Raw genomic sequence first — 18,197 nt, forward strand, 5'->3', positions numbered from 1 at the left:
GTTTTGGACATCATGGATCTGGCCGGAAATCATCTGGTCGGCTCACCGGGACGTTCGGTATTGGGCCAGGTCGGCGAGGGCGCCGGAGCGATCCGCGTCGCGTTGTCAGTGGCGGGTCGTACGGTGGGGGCATGCGGCCCGTCACAGACATCGAACGCACCATGGCGCCCTTCGAGGTCGTCAGCCCGTATCGGCCGAGCGGCGACCAGCCCGCCGCCATCGACGAGCTCGAACGGCGGATCCGGGCGGGCGAGCGGGACGTCGTGCTGCTCGGCGCGACCGGCACGGGCAAGTCGGCGACGACCGCCTGGATGGTCGAGCGGCTGCAGCGCCCCACGCTGGTCCTCGCGCCCAACAAGACACTGGCCGCCCAGTTGGCGAACGAGTTCCGTGAACTCCTGCCGAACAATGCGGTGGAGTATTTCGTCTCGTACTACGACTACTACCAGCCCGAGGCGTACGTCCCCCAGACGGACACGTACATCGAGAAGGACTCCTCGATCAACGAGGAGGTGGAGCGGCTGCGCCACTCCGCGACGAACTCGCTGCTCACCCGGCGCGACGTCATCGTGGTCGCCTCCGTCTCCTGCATCTACGGCCTGGGCACGCCGCAGGAGTACGTCGACCGGATGGTCCCGCTGAAGGTCGGCGAGGAGATCGACCGGGATCAGTTGCTGCGCCGCTTCGTCGACATCCAGTACACCCGCAACGACCAGGCGTTCACGCGCGGCACGTTCCGGGTCCGCGGCGACACCGTCGAGATCTTCCCGGTGTACGAGGAGCTGGCCGTCCGGATCGAGATGTTCGGGGACGAGATCGAGGCCCTGTCCACGCTCCACCCGCTGACGGGCGAGGTCATGAGCGAGGACGACGCGCTGTACGTCTTCCCCGCCTCGCACTACATCGCCGGCCCCGAGCGCATGGCCAAGGCCGTCGCCGGCATCGAGACCGAGCTGGACGAGCAGCTCGGCTCGCTGGAGAAGCAGGGCAAGCTGCTGGAGGCGCAGCGGCTGCGCATGCGCACGACGTACGACCTGGAGATGCTCCAGCAGATCGGCACCTGCTCCGGCGTCGAGAACTACTCACTGCACATGGACGGCCGCGAGACCGGTTCCCCGCCGCACACCCTGCTGGACTACTTCCCGGAGGACTTCCTCCTCGTCATCGACGAGTCGCACGTCACCGTCCCGCAGATCGGCGCCATGTACGAGGGCGACGCCTCCCGCAAGCGCACCCTCGTCGACCACGGCTTCCGGCTGCCCTCCGCGCTGGACAACCGCCCGCTGAAGTGGGAGGAGTTCCTGGAGCGCATCGGGCAGACGGTCTACCTCTCCGCCACCCCCGGGCCGTACGAGCTGTCCCGTGGCGACGGTGTCGTGGAGCAGATCATCCGGCCCACCGGGCTCGTGGACCCCGAGGTCGTCGTCAAGCCGACCGAGGGGCAGATCGACGACCTGGTGCACGAGATCCGCACCCGCGCGGAGAAGGACGAGCGCGTCCTCGTCACCACGCTGACGAAGAAGATGGCCGAGGACCTCACGGACTACTTCCTGGAGCTGGGCATCCAGGTGCGCTATCTGCACAGCGACGTCGACACGCTGCGCCGCGTCGAGCTGCTGCGCGAGCTGCGCGCCGGGGAGTACGACGTCCTGGTGGGCATCAACCTGCTGCGTGAGGGCCTGGACCTGCCGGAGGTCTCCCTGGTGGCCATCCTCGACGCCGACAAGGAGGGCTTCCTCCGCTCGGGCACCTCGCTCATCCAGACCATCGGCCGTGCCGCGCGCAACGTCTCCGGCCAGGTGCACATGTACGCGGACAAGATCACGCCGGGTATGGAGAAGGCGATCGACGAGACCAACCGGCGCCGCGCCAAGCAGATCGCGTACAACGAGGCGCACGGCATCGATCCGCAGCCCCTGCGCAAGAAGATCAATGACATCGTCGCGCAGATCGCCCGCGAGGAGGTCGACACCGAGGCGCTGCTCGGCTCGGGCTACCGGTCCACGAAGCCGGACGCCCCGGCGAAGGCGCCGGTGCCGGAGCTGCGGCAGAAGCCCGGGCCCGGCCGCGGTGCCGAGGCCGCCGCGGCGCCCACGGAAACGCCTGCCGCCGACCTCGCCGCGCAGATCGAGGACATGACCGCCCGGATGCGGTCCGCCGCGGCGGACCTCCAGTTCGAAGTGGCGGCCCGGCTGCGGGACGAGGTGGCGGAGATGAAGAAGGAGCTGCGCCAGATGAAGGAGGCGGGGCTGTCGTAGGGCCGGGGTGGTGCGGGGCGAGGGAGCGCCCCCCGGGCGTACGCGGGGCGTGGCCGTCCGGGAGCGCACGACCGGTGATGTGTAGCAGGAGCGCCACAAATCCTCCTCCGGGGGGAGCACAGTGCCGCTGTCCTGCGTAATGTGCGTGGCAGCGCGCCGGTCATGGCGTGTTCGGAGCAGGAGGGGAACGTAAGCGTGTCGATCAACTTGTCCAAGGGTCAGGCCATCAGCCTGCAGAAGTCCGATGGCGGCACCCTCAGTGCGGTCCGCATGGGGCTCGGCTGGCAGGCCGCCGAACGGCGCGGTCTTTTCGGTAAGCGCACGCGCGAGATCGACCTCGACGCCTCCGCCGTGCTCTTCGCCGACAAGGAGCCCGTCGACGTGGTCTTCTTCCGCCACCTCGTCAGTGACGACGGCTCGGTGCGGCACACCGGCGACAACCTCGTCGGCGGCGCCGGCCAGGGCGGTGACGACGAGTCGATCCTGGTGGACCTGCAGCGCGTGCCGGTGCACATCGACCAGATCGTCTTCACCGTGAACTCCTTCACCGGCCAGACCTTCGAAGAGGTGCAGAACGCCTTCTGCCGCCTCGTGGACGAGACCAACGGCCAGGAGCTGGCGCGCTACACGCTCACCGGCGGCGGCACGTACACCGCCCAGATCATGGCGAAGGTGCACCGTGCGGGGTCGGGTTGGGGCATGACCGCCCTCGGTTCGCCCGCCAACGGCCGTACCTTCCAGGACCTCATGCCGTCGATCCAGCCGCTTCTCTGAGGGCGACGACACGACACGACCGGTTTCCGAGGCATGACGCGACGTCGACGGCCGCAGCGAGTGCAGGGGAGGGCCGCATGACGGCCGAGTTGGTCCGCGGGCAGAACCATCTGCTGCCGCAGACCCGGGTGGAGATCAGGATTTCGGCGGGCAGCCCGGTGACGCCGGGCGCCACGCTGGGGGGAGAGGACGGCAGGGTCAGCGACCCCGGCCGGATCGCGCACCCCGGTGCGCCGCAGGTGCCGGGCCTTGAGGTGCCCGGCCAGGCCGCGGCTGAACACCGGCTGGCGGTGGATCTGGAGGAGGTCCCACCGGACGTGCAGCGCGTGCACGTGCTGCTGGCGCTGCCCGCGGGGGTGCCGGGGCCGCGGAGCTTCGGCGCGCTCGCACCGCCGTCGGTGGCGGTCACGGGCCTCGACGGCACGGCGATCGCACGGTTCGTCATCACCGGCCTGGACACCGAGTCGGCGGTCACGGCCGTGGAGCTGTACCGGCGGGGCGACGCGTGGAAGATCCGGGCCGTGGGCCAGGGGTATGCGGGCGGCCTCGCCGCCATGCTCGCGGACCAGGGCCTGCCGGAGGCGCAGCAGCTCGCCGCGGACATCGAACGGGCCGTCGCCGAAGGGCTCGCGCGCGCCGTCGCCCCGGCGCCGCCGCCGACCGCCGGCCAGCCGACCGGGGCGGGCGTCCGGCGTCCGCAGCCGGGGGCCGAGGAGCGGCAGGCGCAGGCCGGGCCCGTCGACTACCGCCACCCGCGGCGCGCCGCGGCGGCGGGTGCCGCGGGCGCCTCGGGAAGTGGGCCGGCCGCGTCCGGTACGCCGCGCGCCCCCGCGTCCGCCGCAGCGCCCCCGCCCCCGGGGGTAGGGGCCGGCGCGGGCGCGGGAGCACGGCCGGGCGCCCCTGCGAGCGCGGGCAGCGCCTCCGCGGGCGGCGTACCGCCGCAGGCCGATCGCGCCTCGGCCCCCGCCGAACCGGTCGCGGGTGACGCCCCCGGCTGGAGCATGGAGGAGCGGCTGTACAACCAGGTCTGGGGCATGTTCGAGGACCTGGCCCGTACGGTCGCCGCGTACCGCAGCGCCGTCGACTTCGCCGACTCCCGGATGGACCGCGAGCTCGACCGGCTTCTGGCCGATCCCCGCGCCCGCATGGGCTCCATCGCCGACTCGGCGCGCGCCGAGGTGCTCGCCCGCCACTCCACCCTGGTGGACCGGGCCCGCGAGGTGCTCGACCGCGACCTCGGGCAGCTCGTCGCCGAGGCCGGTGTCGTCGAGCCCGCGCTGCCGCCCGCGTTCGCCTCCTGGGCGAGCCCGGTGTGGCACGAGTACGAGGTGCCCGCGGACAGCCCGATGGCCCTGCGCCTGGGCGACCTCCACCTGCCCGAGCACACGGAGCTGCGCATCCCGCTGCTCGTCCGGCTGCCGCTGGAGCGCGGCCTGTGGGTGGACAGCGGCACGTCCTCGCTCGGCCCCGGCGCCCTCGAAGGCGACCCGGAGCACGGCTTCCCGGACTCCGGGGAGCGGCGCGCACTGGCGCTCGACACCGCCGTGGCGCACGCCGCGCGGCTGCTGTCGGTGCACCCCGCGGGCGAGTTCAACGTCCACTTCATCGATCCGGGCGGCACGGCCACCGCGGCGCTCACCCCGCTGCTCCACTCCGGCGTCCTCGCCGAGCCGCCGCCGAAGGGCGCCGCGGGCGTCACCGACACCCTCACCCGGCTGACTCAGCGCATCGACCTCGTCCAGATGGCGCTGCGGTCCGGCGCCACCGACGCGCTGCCGCCGGACCTGGACCCCGCGCAGCAGCTCCTCGTGGTCAACGACTTCCCGCACGGCTTCGACGACCGTGCCATCAACCAGCTCCGCTATCTCGCGGACGAGGGCCCGTCGGTGGGGGTGCACCTGCTCGTCGTCGCCGACCGCGAGGACGCCAAGGGCTACGGCCCGCTGCTGGACCCGTTCTGGCGCGGCATGCTGCGCCTCACCCCCACCCCGGACGACCACCTGGCCGACCCCTGGATCGGCCACGCCTGGACGTACGAACCGGCGCGCGCGCCGATGGGCAGCCGGGTGCTGGAACAGGTGCTGGCCCAGGTCGCGGCGGCCCGCCGCGCGCTGCGCCGCTGACCGGTCGGTCCCGCCCCACGTACGGCCCGCAGGCAGCACGCCTGCGGGCCGTTTCGCGCCCTGCGCGTGAACCGTCTGCATACCCTTCTGACGTGCACATTTGAAGTAAACTTTGCCATTGTTTGGCTCGTTCTATACAGTCGACGGCTGGGGGTGAGCTTCCCGTTCCTCAGGAAGGCACGCCCGGCAACCAGGACACTGAACATGCCGGACTTGCCGCGGAGGACGAGTGGACGTATCGCTGACCCTGTGGGTGCTCACGATCGTGGGCCTGTGTGCCCTGATCGGCGCCGACTTCTTCGTCGGCCGGAAGCCCCACGAGGTGACCCTCAGAGAGGCGGGCATCTGGACGATCATCTGGATCGTCCTCGCCGGGCTCTTCGGTGTCGGGCTCCTGATCTTCGGCGACGGCCAGGCGTCCGGTGAATTCTTCGCCGGTTACGTCACGGAGAAGTCGCTCAGCGTCGACAACCTCTTCATCTTCGTGATCATCATGAGCAAGTTCGCGGTGCCGCCGCGGTACCAGGCACGCGTGCTCATGGTCGGCGTCCTCATCGCGCTCGTGATGCGCGCGGCCTTCATCGCCGCCGGCGCCGCGCTGATCGCGTCCTTCTCCTGGGTCTTCTACCTCTTCGGCGCGTTCCTCATCTACACCGCCTGGAAGCTCGTCCAGGAGGCCAGGGGCGGCGGCGAGGAAGAGGAGTGGGAGGAGAACCGGCTGCTCAAGATGGTCGAGCGCCGCTTCGCCGCCACGGACAAGTACCACGGCACGAAGCTCTTCATCACCGAGAACGGCAAGCGGCTGATGACGCCGATGCTGATCGTCATGCTGGCGATCGGCACCACGGACCTGCTCTTCGCGCTGGACTCCATCCCCGCGATCTTCGGCCTGACCCAGGACCCGTACATCGTCTTCACCGCCAACGCCTTCGCGCTGATGGGCTTGCGGCAGCTCTACTTCCTGATCGGCGGCCTGCTCAAGAAGCTGGTCCACCTCTCGTACGGGCTGTCGGCCATCCTCGGCTTCATCGGCGTGAAGCTGGTGCTCCACGCGCTGCACGAGTCCGGGGTCCACGTCCCCGAGATCAGCACGGCGGTCTCCCTGAGCGTCATCGGCGGCGTCCTGGTCCTCACGACGCTCACCAGCATCCGCGCCTCCCGCCGCCTGGAGGCGGAGCCGGAGGAGAAGCGGGTGGAGCCCGCGGACGCCCGCCGCCCGGGCCCGGGCGGCGACTGACGGCCCCGTGACTGTGCCCTGCCCCGGAGGGCGTCCGGGGCAGGGCACGTACGGCTCACCGCGTCAGCGGGGCGCGTGGGACGCCGCGAAGGCGACGAACGAGGCCCATGCCTCGGGGGAGACCGTGAGGACCGGACCGGAGGGGTCCTTGGAGTCGCGCACGTGCACCCGTTCCGCTGCGGCGGCCACCTCCACGCAGTCGCCGCCGCCTGATCCGCTGTAGCTGCTCTTCTTCCACGCGGCGGCCACCTCCACGCAGTTGCCGCCGTCCGATCCGCTGTAGCTGCTCTTCACCCATGCCAACTCACGCGAGATGCCGGCGTCCACTGCCTGCTCCACGTTCATAGCTCTCCTGCCAGGCGGTCGATGAACTGTGCCGATTCGTCGGGGTTCAGTGCCACTGAGCGCATCTTTCCATACCGGTGCGTGAACGCGCTGACACGGTCCGGTTCGGAGATCACGAACCCGGCCTCCTGCGACTCCACGTATCCCACCACCTCGTGCTCCGACGTCTCCATGACGATCATGGGCCCGTTGAGTCCGGGGTGGAAGCCGCAGGTCCAGGGCATCACCTGGACCTCCACGTGCGGCAGGGACCCGTGCTTGCGCAGCGCCTCCAACTGCTCGCGCTGTACGCGCTTCCCGCCCACCGGGTTACGCAGCGCCGCCTCGCCGATGACGAAGCACAGCTCCACCGGCTTCTTCCGCGTGAGCAGCCGCTGCCGCGACACGCGGGCTTCCACGCCCTGTTCGATCTCGTCCCCGGACAGGGGCGGACAGTGCGCCGAGAACAGCGCCCGCGCGTAGTCCTCCGTCTGCAACAGCCCCGGCACCAGCAGCGGGTTCCAGTCGTGCCGGCTCAGCGCCTCCTCTTCCAGCAGCGCGACGTCCCGGAAGAACTCCGGGAGCTTCGCCCGGTCGACCTCCTCCTGCAGCACCATCAGCGTGCCCTGTGCGTCGAGTTCCCGCTCCGCGCCCCGGGTGAAGGCCAGCTTCGCGGGACGCCTGGCCTGCTCGATGGCCGCGACCGTTTCGTAGGAGTAGCCCACCGCCTCGGCGAGCTGGAGCTGCGTCAAGCCCGCGCGGTGACGGTGGAGCTTGACCAGCTTCGCGTACGCGACCCAGGTGGGCGGAGGCGCGTCCTTCTCCTTCCTGACGCGCCTTCCCGCCTTTCGCTGTTTCCTTGCCTGCTCGCCGCTCGTGCCCATGCGCGTCACCCCTCGTCTGACTGAGACGCGGCCAGGCTATGCGGGTGATCGAGGGACTACGCTGCGAAGCGGGGATGCGTCCCCGTCAAGGGTGATGCCGGCTGCTCCCGTTCGGCTTCCGCCGGAGGCCGGGGGAGGCCGCAGCGCTGGATTGCGCTGCGGCCTCCCGGCGAGCCCTTCTTCAGGCGGTCAGGAGCCGTCGATGCCGAAGAACGACACAGCCGCGCCGGCCATGCCGCTCGCGGGCAGGCTGTGGCCGGCGCCCTGGACGCTGATGGCCTCGACCTGCACGGTCCCGCCGGAGTCGGCGAACCGGTCGCGCATCCAGCCGGGCTGCGGCTGGTCCGACGAGGTCGGGGTCTGGCTCAGCCCGAAGACGTCGGTCCACTGCTCGACCGCTTCCCCGTGAAGCTGGTACGGCACGAGGGGGTCCGCGGTGCCGTGCCAGAGCTGTACCCGGGGGCGTTCGCCGGTGTGGCCCGGGTACGCGGAGCGGACCGCGTCGCCCCACTGCTGCGGAGACTGGTTCAGGTTCCCGCTCACGCACTGGCTGGTCCACGGCGGGAAGTCGGCCTCGTTCGCGAAGCAGGTGAAGGGAACGCCCATGAACGACGCCCCGGCCTTGAACACGTCCGGGTAGACGGCGAGCAGGGCTTGCGTCTCCATGCCGCCGGACGAACTGCCGGTGGCGAATACCCGTTCCGGGTCGCCGCCGTGCTGCTGCTCGGCGTAGCCGACCATCGAGACGATCGACGCGGGATCGCTGCCGCCGCCGTGGGTCTTGGACTCCTGAGACCACACGTCGAAGCAGTTGCCCATCGCCGTCTGCTTCGTCGCGGTCGGGTAGATGACGATGAACCCGTGCTGATCTGCCAGCGAGATGAACTCGCTGGACCCGGCGAAGCCCGGACCCGAGCCGCCGCAGCCGTGCATGGCGACGACGATCGCCGGGTTGGCGGGAGTGGAATCCGGAACATAGATGTGCATGCGCAGATTGCCGGGATTGTCGCCGAAGTTGGTGACCTCGACGAGTTGGGCCGCGGTTGCCGACGTCGGTGCGGCGATGCCGGCGAGGGCGATGAGTAAGCCGCTGGCGATGGCGGCGAGTGCGGCTCTGATGCGAGTCATGCTGCCTCCTGTTCTGGCCCCGCCCGCATCAAGTTAGGCAACTTTGAAACGACCGTCAATGATGTGTCAAACATTGGCCGAAGGGCGCTGTGCCTCTGTGTCGGCCATGGTCGAGAGCCGCGCCGCGGCGAGTTCGTGCGCGGGGCCGATCAGCTCGGCCTGCCGGGTCCGGAACATCTCCTGTGCCCGCACGCCCGGCCACTCCGGCGGCAGCAGCGCCGGCGGCAGCCGCGGGTCCTGGCGGATCAGCAGCAGCCACTCCGCGGTCATCCGCGTGCGCTGCGACAGCGCGTCCCACTCACTGAAGGCGCCGCCCGACCAGCGGTCGAGGAAACCGCGGTAGCTCGCGGCGAGGGCTCGCAGGTCCCACGCCTCCCGGGCGATCTTCGCCGGATCGCTCCCCAGCGCCGCCTCGCCCCGGAAGACCGTCACGTGGTCGAGCAGGTCCAGTTCGGACAGCAGCTCCGAGACATCCGTCGTACCCGGCGAGACCCACAGCCCACTGCGCAGGAGGGCGAACCCGGCCCATCCCAGCCGGGTCCGCAGCGCGTGCCGGTCGGCGCGCCGCGTCTCCGGCACGGAGAACGCCAGCAGAGTCCAGCGGCCGTCCCACTCGCGGTCCACGATGTCGGCCTCCAGCATGCGCAGGCCGTCGCGCAGCACCGCGACCCCGCGCGGTGCCAGCCCGAAGAAGACCTGACGGCCACTGCGTACCGGCCGCAGGAGGCCGCGGCGTGCCATCCGGGTCACGGCCGCCCGCGTGGCGTGCTCGCCGACCCCCAGCCGGTTCAGCACCGCGATGATGCTGCCCGCGGAGACGGCCACGCCGCGGTCGAGCACCTGGTCGCCGAAGAGGGCGAGCAGAAGGGTCTGGGGGCGCACGGCCCGCCCGACGTCGTCCGAGGCGTCCACCGGCTCCCTCCACGGTCCCTCCCGCCGGTGCGGGGCTGCGACAGGCTACCTCCGCGGGGGGCGCCGTCCGCTCAGGTCCTCGCTCTCACCAGCCACGTTCGCGCCACTCCGCAAGGTGGGGTCGCTCCGCGCCCAGGGTGGTGTCATGGCCGTGGCCGGGATAGACCCAGGTCTCGTCCGGCAGCTCCGCGAAGATCTTGGTCTCGACGTCGTGGAGGAGGGACCTGAAGCGCTCCGCGTCACCCCAGGTGTTGCCCACGCCGCCCGGGAAGAGGCAGTCGCCGGTGAAGACGTGCGGGTGCCCGTGGGGGTCGTCGTAGATCAGGGCGATGGAGCCCGGGGTGTGGCCGACGAGGTGGCGGGCGGTGAGGGGGATGCGGCCCACCGTGATCGTGTCGCCGTCGTCCACGAGGACGTCCGTGGGGAAGTCGATGTCGGCCGCGTCCGCGCGGCCGGCGTAGGTGCGGGCACCCGTGGCGGTGGCGACCTGGGCCAGGGCCTGCCAGTGGTCGCCGTGGCCGTGGGTGGTGACCACGGAGGTGATGCCGTCGGGGCCGATGAGGGTGAGCAGCGTCTGGGGCTCGTTCGCGGCGTCGATCAGCAACTGCTCGTCCGTCGCGCGGCAGCGCAGCAGATAGGCGTTGTTGTTCATCGGCCCGACGGCGACCTTGGAGATCATCAGGTCCGTCAGCTCGTGCACGTCGGCGCCCTCGCCGACCGTGACCTTGCCCGTGTACGACATGGGGACAGTTTCTCAGAGCGGGGGCAGGGTCGGCAGCACGGCGCCGTCCTCAGCGCGTAGGCCCGTGCCCGTGGTCCGGCCGGCGAGCCAGCCCATCAGGGCGTACGGGGCGCCGGTGACCCGCACCGGAGCGCCGGCGGACCGCGGGGCGCCGGTGGTCCAGGTGGTGCCGTCGGGGGCGGAGAGCGACAGGGGCGGGACGTCCTCGTTGCCCGCGAAGCGGGCCGTGAGGAAGTCGATCTCCCGGTCCACGAAGTCGGCCGGAAGCTGGTCCAGCGTGTAGCCCGCGTCCAGGTCCACGTGGTGCAGCTCCACCTCCACCAGCCGCCGGAACGGGATCCGCGCCATGACATCCGTCACGCCGTTGCGCAGCTCACAGCGGGCGGACCAGCCGTCCGCCGGGAGGTCCGCCGCCGTCTTCGCCAGCCGGGCCGCCGTGGCCCGCAGGTCGTCGAGCTGCTCGGCGAGCGGGCGGGGGGCGCCGGCGTCGATGTCGGCGTCCCGGGCTTCGTCGCTCGGGTACATGGGGCGGCCGGAGAGCACGTTGACCAGGGCGTCCGCGTTCCGGGCGAGGTGGGTGAGCACGTGGCCCCGGGTCCAGCCGGGCAGCGCGCTCGGGGCCCTCACCGCGGTGTCGTCGAGGCGGACGGCGCGGTCGATCAGATTGTCGGTGGCGGTTCGTAGGGTGGCCATATCGCGTACGGCGTCGTACGTGCGACCTGCGCTTTCTGTCATCGGTCCCCCTGGAGGCGAGCGGGTGGGAATGCCGGGCCCGGCTTCGTTGTCAGACCCAGACGTTAGCGTGTGGCTCGATGGGAGAAAGCCGCGGACAGCTCCGCGGCCACCCCCATACGCTTGACAAGGGGTGCCGTCCGTCCGGACGGTCCCCGTCGCTCATCAAGAAAGGTCCGACCGGCGTGGCCGACCGTCTCCTCGTGCGTGGCGCTCGCGAGCACAATCTGAAGAACGTCTCTCTCGACCTCCCCCGCGACTCCCTCATCGTCTTCACGGGACTCTCGGGGTCCGGCAAGTCGTCCCTGGCGTTCGACACGATCTTCGCCGAGGGCCAGCGTCGCTACGTCGAGTCGCTGTCCAGCTACGCCCGGCAGTTCCTCGGCCAGATGGACAAGCCCGACGTCGACTTCATCGAGGGACTGTCGCCGGCGGTCTCGATCGACCAGAAGTCCACGTCGCGCAACCCGCGGTCCACGGTCGGCACGATCACCGAGGTCTACGACTATCTGCGGCTTCTCTTCGCCCGTATCGGCAAGCCGCACTGCCCGGAGTGCGGCCGGCCGATCACGCGGCAGTCGCCGCAGGCGATCGTGGACAAGGTGCTCGCGCTCCCGGAGGGCAGCCGCTTCCAGGTGCTGTCGCCGCTGGTGCGCGAGCGCAAGGGCGAGTTCGTGGACCTCTTCTCCGACCTGCAGTCGAAGGGGTACAGCCGGGCGCGGGTCGACGGGCAGACGTCGTCGCTGACCGATCCGCCCAAGCTGAAGAAGCAGGAGAAGCACACGATCGAGGTGGTCGTCGACCGCCTCACGGTCAAGGAGAGCGCGAAGCGCCGGCTGACGGACTCCGTCGAGACCGCCCTCGGACTCTCCGGCGGCATGGTCATCCTCGACTTCGTCGACCTGGACGAGGACGACCCGGACCGCGAGCGGATGTACTCCGAGCACCTGTACTGCCCGTACGACGACCTGTCGTTCGAGGAGATGGAGCCGCGCTCCTTCTCGTTCAACTCGCCGTTCGGCGCCTGCCCGGACTGCACGGGCATCGGCAGCCGGATGGAGGTCGACCCGGAGCTGATCGTCCCCGACCCGGACAAGTCGCTGGACGAGGGCGCGATCCACCCGTGGTCGCACGGCCACACCAAGGACTACTTCGCCCGGATCGTCGGCGCGCTCGCCGACGACCTCGGCTTCCGCACCGACATCCCGTGGGCGGGGCTGCCGCAGCGGGCGCAGAAGGCGCTGCTGCAGGGACACCGGACGAAGATCGAGGTGCGCTATCGCAACCGGTACGGGCGCGAGAGGTCGTACACCACGGCCTTCGAGGGCGCCGTGCCGTTCGTCAAGAGGCGGCACGCGGAGGCGGAGAGCGACGCCAGCCGCGAGCGCTTCGAGGGGTACATGCGCGAGGTCCCCTGCCCGACCTGCAACGGGACGCGGCTGAAACCGGTCGTCCTCGCGGTCACGGTGCAGGGCAGGTCGATCGCCGACATCTCGGCGATGTCGATCAGCGACTGCGCCGACTTCCTCGGCGCGATGGAGCTGAACGACCGCGAGAAGACCATCGCCGAGCGGGTGCTGAAGGAGGTCAACGAGCGGCTGCGCTTCCTGGTCGACGTGGGCCTGGACTACCTGTCGCTCAACCGCGCCGCCGGCACCCTCTCGGGCGGCGAGGCCCAGCGCATCCGGCTCGCCACACAGATCGGCTCCGGTCTCGTCGGTGTGCTGTACGTGCTGGACGAGCCGTCCATCGGGCTGCACCAGCGGGACAACCACCGGCTGATCGAGACCCTGGTCCGCCTGCGCGACCTGGGGAACACGCTGATCGTCGTCGAGCACGACGAGGACACCATCAAGACCTCCGACTGGGTCGTCGACATCGGCCCCGGCGCCGGCGAGCACGGCGGCAAGGTGGTGCACAGCGGGTCCCTCAAGGAACTGCTCGACAACGAGGCGTCGATCACCGGGCAGTACCTGTCGGGGAAGCGGGAGATCCCCGTTCCCGAGAGCCGGCGGCCCGTCGACGGCGAGCGGGAGCTCGTCGTCCGCGGCGCGCGGGAGAACAATCTGCAGGACATCGATGTGGCGTTCCCGCTCGGGGTGCTCACGGCGGTCACCGGTGTCTCGGGGTCGGGGAAGTCGACGCTGGTCAACGACATCCTGTACACCCACCTCGCGCGCGAGCTGAACGGCGCGCGGAGCGTGCCCGGGCGGCACACCCGGGTCGACGGGGACGACCTGGTGGACAAGGTGGTGCACGTCGACCAGTCGCCCATCGGCCGGACGCCGCGCTCCAACCCCGCGACGTACACGGGTGTCTTCGACCATGTCCGCAAGCTCTTCGCGGAGACGACGGAGGCGAAGGTCCGCGGCTACCAGCCGGGCCGGTTCTCCTTCAACGTCAAGGGCGGTCGCTGCGAGAACTGTTCCGGTGACGGCACGATCAAGATCGAGATGAACTTCCTCCCGGACGTCTATGTGCCGTGCGAGGTCTGCCACGGGGCGCGGTACAACCGCGAGACCCTGGACGTGCACTACAAGGGCAAGTCCATCGCCGAGGTACTCGACATGCCGATCGAGGAGGCGCTCTCCTTCTTCGAGGCGGTGCCGGCCATCGCGCGTCATCTGAAGACGCTCAACGAGGTGGGTCTCGGGTACGTGCGGCTGGGCCAGCCCGCGCCGACGCTGTCGGGCGGCGAGGCGCAGCGGGTGAAGCTGTCGAGCGAGCTGCAGAAGCGCTCGACGGGCCGCACGGTGTACGTGCTGGACGAGCCCACGACGGGGCTGCACTTCGAGGACATCAAGAAGCTGATCGGGGTGCTGACCGGGCTGGTCGACAAGGGCAACACGGTGATCGTCATCGAGCACAACCTCGACGTCATCAAGACCGCCGACTGGGTCGTCGACCTGGGTCCGGAGGGCGGCAGCGGTGGCGGCCTGGTGGTCGCGGAGGGCTCGCCGGAGGAGGTGGCGGCGATGCCGGCCAGCCACACGGGGAAGTTCCTGCGGGAGATCCTGGGCGACCGGGTGAGCGACTCACCGCCCGCCCGGAAGCGGGTGACCGCCAAGAAGGCGGCGAAGGGCGCCAAGACGACGGCGGCCAAGGCGCCGGCGAAGAAGACGGCGGCGAAGAAGACCGCGACGAAGAAGGCGACGGCGAACCGGCGCGGCTGACGCGGTACGCGCTGCGCGCTGCCGTGCGGGTGTCGGGGGCGCCGTGGACGAGGCGGTCCGGCTCAGGGCTGGCTCTGCGGCCCGCCGCGCCGCCGAGGGCTACGCCGTGCGGCCGCGCCCGGCATGCGCGAAGAGAGCCGACGGCGAGCCGGCGCGGCTGACGCGGTATGCGCCGCGCGCTGCCGTGCGGGGTGTCGGGGGGCGCCGTGGGCCAGGCGGTCCGGCTGCGGCCCGGCGGGGCACGTCCGCGCAGCCCTCTCCCACCCGGTGTGACCTGACGCGTTCTCACATGACGTACCCGCGGCGGCAATTGTTCGGGCGGAGTTTGCGCGCGCCCTCTGGTGTAGACCACTTTCCACTGCCAGGCTGTGGCCCGCCGTGCGCACGAAGCGTGCGTTCCCGTGTCCTTCCAAGGAGAAACCGTGCTCAGAGCGGGAGTACGCAGTAAACCCTTCCGACCCAGGGCCGTCGCGGCAGCGGCGGCTTCCTTGTTGCTCCTCGGGGCCCCCGCCGCCGTCGGCCAGGAGCGGTCCGCCGCGCCCGCCGCCCCGGCCCTCCGCGCCGCCGGTCCCGTGTCCGTGCCCGCCGGCGAGGGTATGGACATCGCCTCCACCTCCCGGCCGGTCGCCCCCGGCATGGAACTGACCTCCTTCGAGCGGCTGGAGACCGACAAGTGGCTCAAGGCCGACGCGCTCAGCGTCGACCTGGGCGCCGGCACCCGCGTCGACTACCTCGGCGGCGACGTCTCCGACCGCGCCCCCGTCTCCGAGATGGCCGCCGAGCACGACCCCGGCCCCGGCCGCACCACCGTGGCCGCCATCAACGCCGACTTCTTCGACATCAACGAGACCGGCGCCCCCCTCGGCCCGGGCGTGGAGGAGGGCCGGCCCACGCACTCGCCGGCGCCCGGCGTCTCCGAGGCGGTCGGCGTCGGCCCCGACCAGGCGGGGCGTGTCCTCGATCTCTACTTCGACGGCACCCTCACCCTCCCGGACGGTGAGCACCCCCTCGGCGGCCACAACGCCGCCAACGTCCCCGCGGACGGCATCGGCGCGTACAACGCCCGGTGGGGCAGGGCCGACCGCGCCCTGACGGTCGACGGCGCCACCGAGGTCACCGAGGTCACCGTGCGGGACGGCGAGGTCGCCGAGGTGGCCGCCGGGCCCGGGACGGGTGCGATAGCCGAAGGCACCACGGTGCTGGTCGGCCGGGACACCGGTGCCAAGATCCTCGCCGGGCTCCGGCCGGGCGACGCGGTGCAGGTGGAGTACGACGTCCGCACCGACGACGGCGGCCCCGTGCCCCGCACCGCGGTCGGCGGGCGCGGCGTCCTCGTCGAGGACGGCGTACCGCAGGACTGGGAGGGCCGGCCGAACAACGCCGCCGCCCCCCGCACCGCGGTCGGCTTCTCCCGGGACGGCGGCACCATGCACGTGCTGACCGTCGACGGCCGGCAGGCGGACGCCGGCGGCGTGACACTCACGCAGTTGGCGAAGATGATGGACGCCCTCGGTGCGTACGACGCGCTGAACCTCGACGGCGGCGGCTCCTCCACCCTCGTGGCCCGCGCACCCGGCTCCGACGAGCGGTTCGTGGAGAACTCGCCGTCCGACGGCGAGGAGCGGGAGGTCCCCAACGGCCTGGCGTTCACCGCCCCCGGCGGCAGCGGCACACTCAAGGACTTCCGCGTCACCCCCGCCGCCGACCCCGCGCTCGCGCCCGGCGTCGACCCGGTGCCCGGCGGCCACCCCGACCGCGTCTTTCCCGGTCTGACCCGCGACCTCGACGCCGCCGGCTACGACGAGACGTACGGTCCCGCGCCCGGCCGCCCGTCGTGGTCGAGCAGCCCCGCCGGCGTCGGCACCGTGGACGGCGACGGCACGTTCACCGCCCGCCGCGGCGGCACCGCGAAGGTCACCGCGCGGCGCGGCGGCGCGGCCGGGAGCGTCGAACTGACCGTCCTGGACACGCTGGAGCGGATCACGCCCACCAGCGACCGCGTCGGCCTCGCCGACCCGCAGGACGAGGCGGCCTTCGGCGTCGTCGGCCGCGACGCCCACGGTGCGAGCGCACCCGTGGACCCCGCCGACGTACGCCTCGACTACGACCGCGCGCTCTTCGACATCGCCCCGGACGCGCGCAGCGGCGGCTTCACCGTACGTGCCCGCACCACCGAGCCGACCGCGTCCGGCGTGCTCAAGGCGACCGTGCAGGGGAAGGTCACGCATGTCGCCCTGACCGTGGGCCTCACCGAAGCGGAGCCGGCGGACTTCGAGGACGCGGCCGACTGGGCGTTCTCCACGGCCCGCGCGAGCGGCTCGCTCGCCCCGGAGCCCGAGGGCCACACCGGCGCCGGCATGAAGATCACGTACGACTTCTCCCAGTCCACCGCCACCCGCGCCGCCTACGTCACGCCACCGCAGCCGATCGGCATCCCGGGCCAGCCGCTGAACTTCGGGCTGTGGATCAAGGGTGACGGCAAGGGCGCCTGGCCGTCGCTGCATCTGAAGGACGGCGCGGGCGCCGACCTGGTGCTCCGCGGCGACTACGTCACCTGGCAGGACTGGAAGCAGGTCGTCTTCCAGGTCCCGGAGGGCACGCAGTACCCGCTGTCCGTCTTCCGCTTCTATCTCGCGGAGACCAAGCCCGCCAGCCAGTACAGCAGCGAGGTGGTCATCGACGAGCTGACCGCGCAGAGCCCGCCCGAGGCCGACCTGCCGCGGACGCCGGCGCACCGCGACCCGCTCATCGACTCCGGCGCCGTGACCGCGGACCGGGACTGGCGGTACGCGGTGATGTCCGACGCGCAGTTCGTCGCCCGCGAGCCGGACAGCGCGATCGTCCGGCAGGCCCGGCGCACGCTCCGGGAGATCAGGGAAGCCCGGCCGGACTTCCTCGTCGTGGCCGGCGACCTGGTCGACGAGGGCTCGCCGGAGGATCTGACGTTCGCCCGCGCGATACTGGAGGAGGAACTGGGCGATGCCGTGCCCTGGTACTACGTGCCGGGCAACCACGAGGTGATGGGCGGTTCGGTCGCCAACTTCGTCGCCGAGTTCGGCCCCGCGCAGCGGACGTTCGACCACAAGGGCACCCGCTTCCTGACCCTCGACACCTCCTCGCTGACGCTCCGCGGCGGCGGCTACGCGCAGATCGCGGAGCTGAAGCGGCAGTTGGAGGCGGCGGCGGAGGATCCGGCGGTGCGCTCGGTGACCGTCATCCAGCACGTCCCGCCGCGCGACCCGACGGCGCAGCGCGCGAGCCAGCTCAGTGACCGCAAGGAGGCGCGGGTGCTGGAGGACTGGCTGGCGGACTTCCGGGCCCGTACGGGCAAGGGCGCGGCGTTCGTCGGCGGGCACGTCGGCACGTTCCACGCCGAGCACGTCGACGGGGTGCCGTACCTGATCAACGGCAACTCCGGGAAGGCACCGGCCACCCCGCCCGGCGAGGGCGGGTTCTCCGGCTGGTCGCTGATCGGCGTCGACGCGGTGACGCCCGGCGAGCAGCAGCGGGCGCGGAGCGCGCCGTACCGCGGGCTGCCCGACTGGGTCTCCGTGCAGACACGGCCGCACGTCGACGGGCTGGCGGTGGAAGCGCCCGGGGAGGTCCGCGCGGGCAGTTCGGCGCCGGTGACGGCGTCGGTCGCGCAGGGCTCGCGGCAGGTGCCCGTGGCCTGGCCGGTCAGCGCGGACTGGTCGGGCACGGACCGGCTGCACATCGGGCCGCCGCGGTCGGCGGACCGGGGTGACATCGCGGCGTACGACCCGGCCACCGGAGAGGTGACGGGGCTGCGGCCGGGGACGGTCACGCTGACGGTGACGGTCAACGGCGTCACCGAGGGTGCCCGCGTCACGGTCACTGGCTAGCGGGCGGGCGGTCGCGGGGTCCCGCGGACCCCGCGACCGCGCCCGCC

Annotated in this window: 12 protein-coding genes; 6 read left to right on the forward strand and 6 right to left on the reverse strand. The window is 71.6% G+C overall.

Annotated features, from left to right (window positions below; all coding sequences use genetic code 11):
• The first annotated feature begins 131 nt into the window (after nucleotides 1-131).
• The 4 genes from uvrB (at nucleotide 132) to I003_RS0109505 (ending at nucleotide 6,392) form a co-directional block, all read left to right on the forward strand.
• A complete protein-coding gene (gene uvrB / locus I003_RS0109490) occupies nucleotides 132-2,258 on the forward strand; it encodes an excinuclease ABC subunit UvrB (protein WP_027771319.1) in 2,127 nt (708 codons plus the stop codon).
• Nucleotides 2,259-2,420: 162 nt separating this feature from the next.
• Nucleotides 2,421-3,032, forward strand: a complete 612-nt coding sequence (locus tag I003_RS0109495) for a TerD family protein (protein WP_486584149.1) — start codon at nucleotides 2,421-2,423, stop codon at nucleotides 3,030-3,032.
• 77 nt (nucleotides 3,033-3,109) lie between these two features.
• Nucleotides 3,110-5,155 (forward strand): TerD family protein, encoded by a 2,046-nt coding sequence (locus I003_RS0109500; protein ID WP_027771321.1) that lies wholly within the window; start codon nucleotides 3,110-3,112, stop codon nucleotides 5,153-5,155.
• Nucleotides 5,156-5,384: 229 nt separating this feature from the next.
• On the forward strand, nucleotides 5,385-6,392 hold the full coding sequence (locus I003_RS0109505; RefSeq protein ID WP_027771322.1) for a TerC family protein: 1,008 nt from the start codon (nucleotides 5,385-5,387) through the stop codon (nucleotides 6,390-6,392).
• Between the two features lie 63 nt (nucleotides 6,393-6,455).
• On the opposite strand, the gene I003_RS0109510 is transcribed toward I003_RS0109505, so the two are convergent.
• The 6 genes from I003_RS0109510 to I003_RS0109535 form a co-directional block, all read right to left on the reverse strand.
• On the reverse strand, nucleotides 6,456-6,737 hold the full coding sequence (locus I003_RS0109510; RefSeq protein WP_037720462.1) for a DUF397 domain-containing protein: 282 nt from the start codon (nucleotides 6,735-6,737) through the stop codon (nucleotides 6,456-6,458).
• Nucleotides 6,734-7,600, reverse strand: coding sequence for a Scr1 family TA system antitoxin-like transcriptional regulator (locus I003_RS0109515; RefSeq protein ID WP_027771324.1), 867 nt, complete (start codon nucleotides 7,598-7,600; stop codon nucleotides 6,734-6,736). The genes I003_RS0109510 and I003_RS0109515 overlap by 4 nt, the downstream gene beginning before the upstream one ends.
• 189 nt (nucleotides 7,601-7,789) lie before the next feature.
• Complete coding sequence (locus I003_RS0109520) at nucleotides 7,790-8,728, reverse strand: extracellular catalytic domain type 1 short-chain-length polyhydroxyalkanoate depolymerase (RefSeq protein WP_037720463.1); 939 nt, start codon at nucleotides 8,726-8,728, stop codon at nucleotides 7,790-7,792.
• 66 nt (nucleotides 8,729-8,794) lie between these two features.
• Nucleotides 8,795-9,640: a PaaX family transcriptional regulator gene (locus I003_RS0109525; protein WP_486584150.1), complete on the reverse strand. Its 846-nt coding sequence runs from the start codon at nucleotides 9,638-9,640 to the stop codon at nucleotides 8,795-8,797.
• Nucleotides 9,641-9,725: 85 nt separating this feature from the next.
• Entirely contained in the window at nucleotides 9,726-10,382 is a 657-nt protein-coding gene (locus tag I003_RS0109530; protein WP_027771327.1) for an MBL fold metallo-hydrolase, read from the reverse strand.
• A gap of 12 nt (nucleotides 10,383-10,394) precedes the next feature.
• On the reverse strand, nucleotides 10,395-11,075 hold the full coding sequence (locus tag I003_RS0109535; protein ID WP_027771328.1) for a maleylpyruvate isomerase family mycothiol-dependent enzyme: 681 nt from the start codon (nucleotides 11,073-11,075) through the stop codon (nucleotides 10,395-10,397).
• 224 nt (nucleotides 11,076-11,299) lie between these two features.
• Between I003_RS0109535 and uvrA the strand changes: the two genes are divergently transcribed.
• The gene (uvrA, locus tag I003_RS0109540; RefSeq protein ID WP_027771329.1) at nucleotides 11,300-14,287 is read left to right on the forward strand and encodes an excinuclease ABC subunit UvrA; all 2,988 of its coding nucleotides are present in this window, start codon (nucleotides 11,300-11,302) and stop codon (nucleotides 14,285-14,287) included.
• A 596-nt stretch (nucleotides 14,288-14,883) separates the two neighbouring features.
• The gene (locus tag I003_RS0109545) at nucleotides 14,884-18,150 is read left to right on the forward strand and encodes a phosphodiester glycosidase family protein (protein ID WP_078563859.1); all 3,267 of its coding nucleotides are present in this window, start codon (nucleotides 14,884-14,886) and stop codon (nucleotides 18,148-18,150) included.
• Nucleotides 18,151-18,197: the final 47 nt, after the last annotated feature.

The organism is Streptomyces sp. CNQ329 (genome assembly GCF_000482585.1).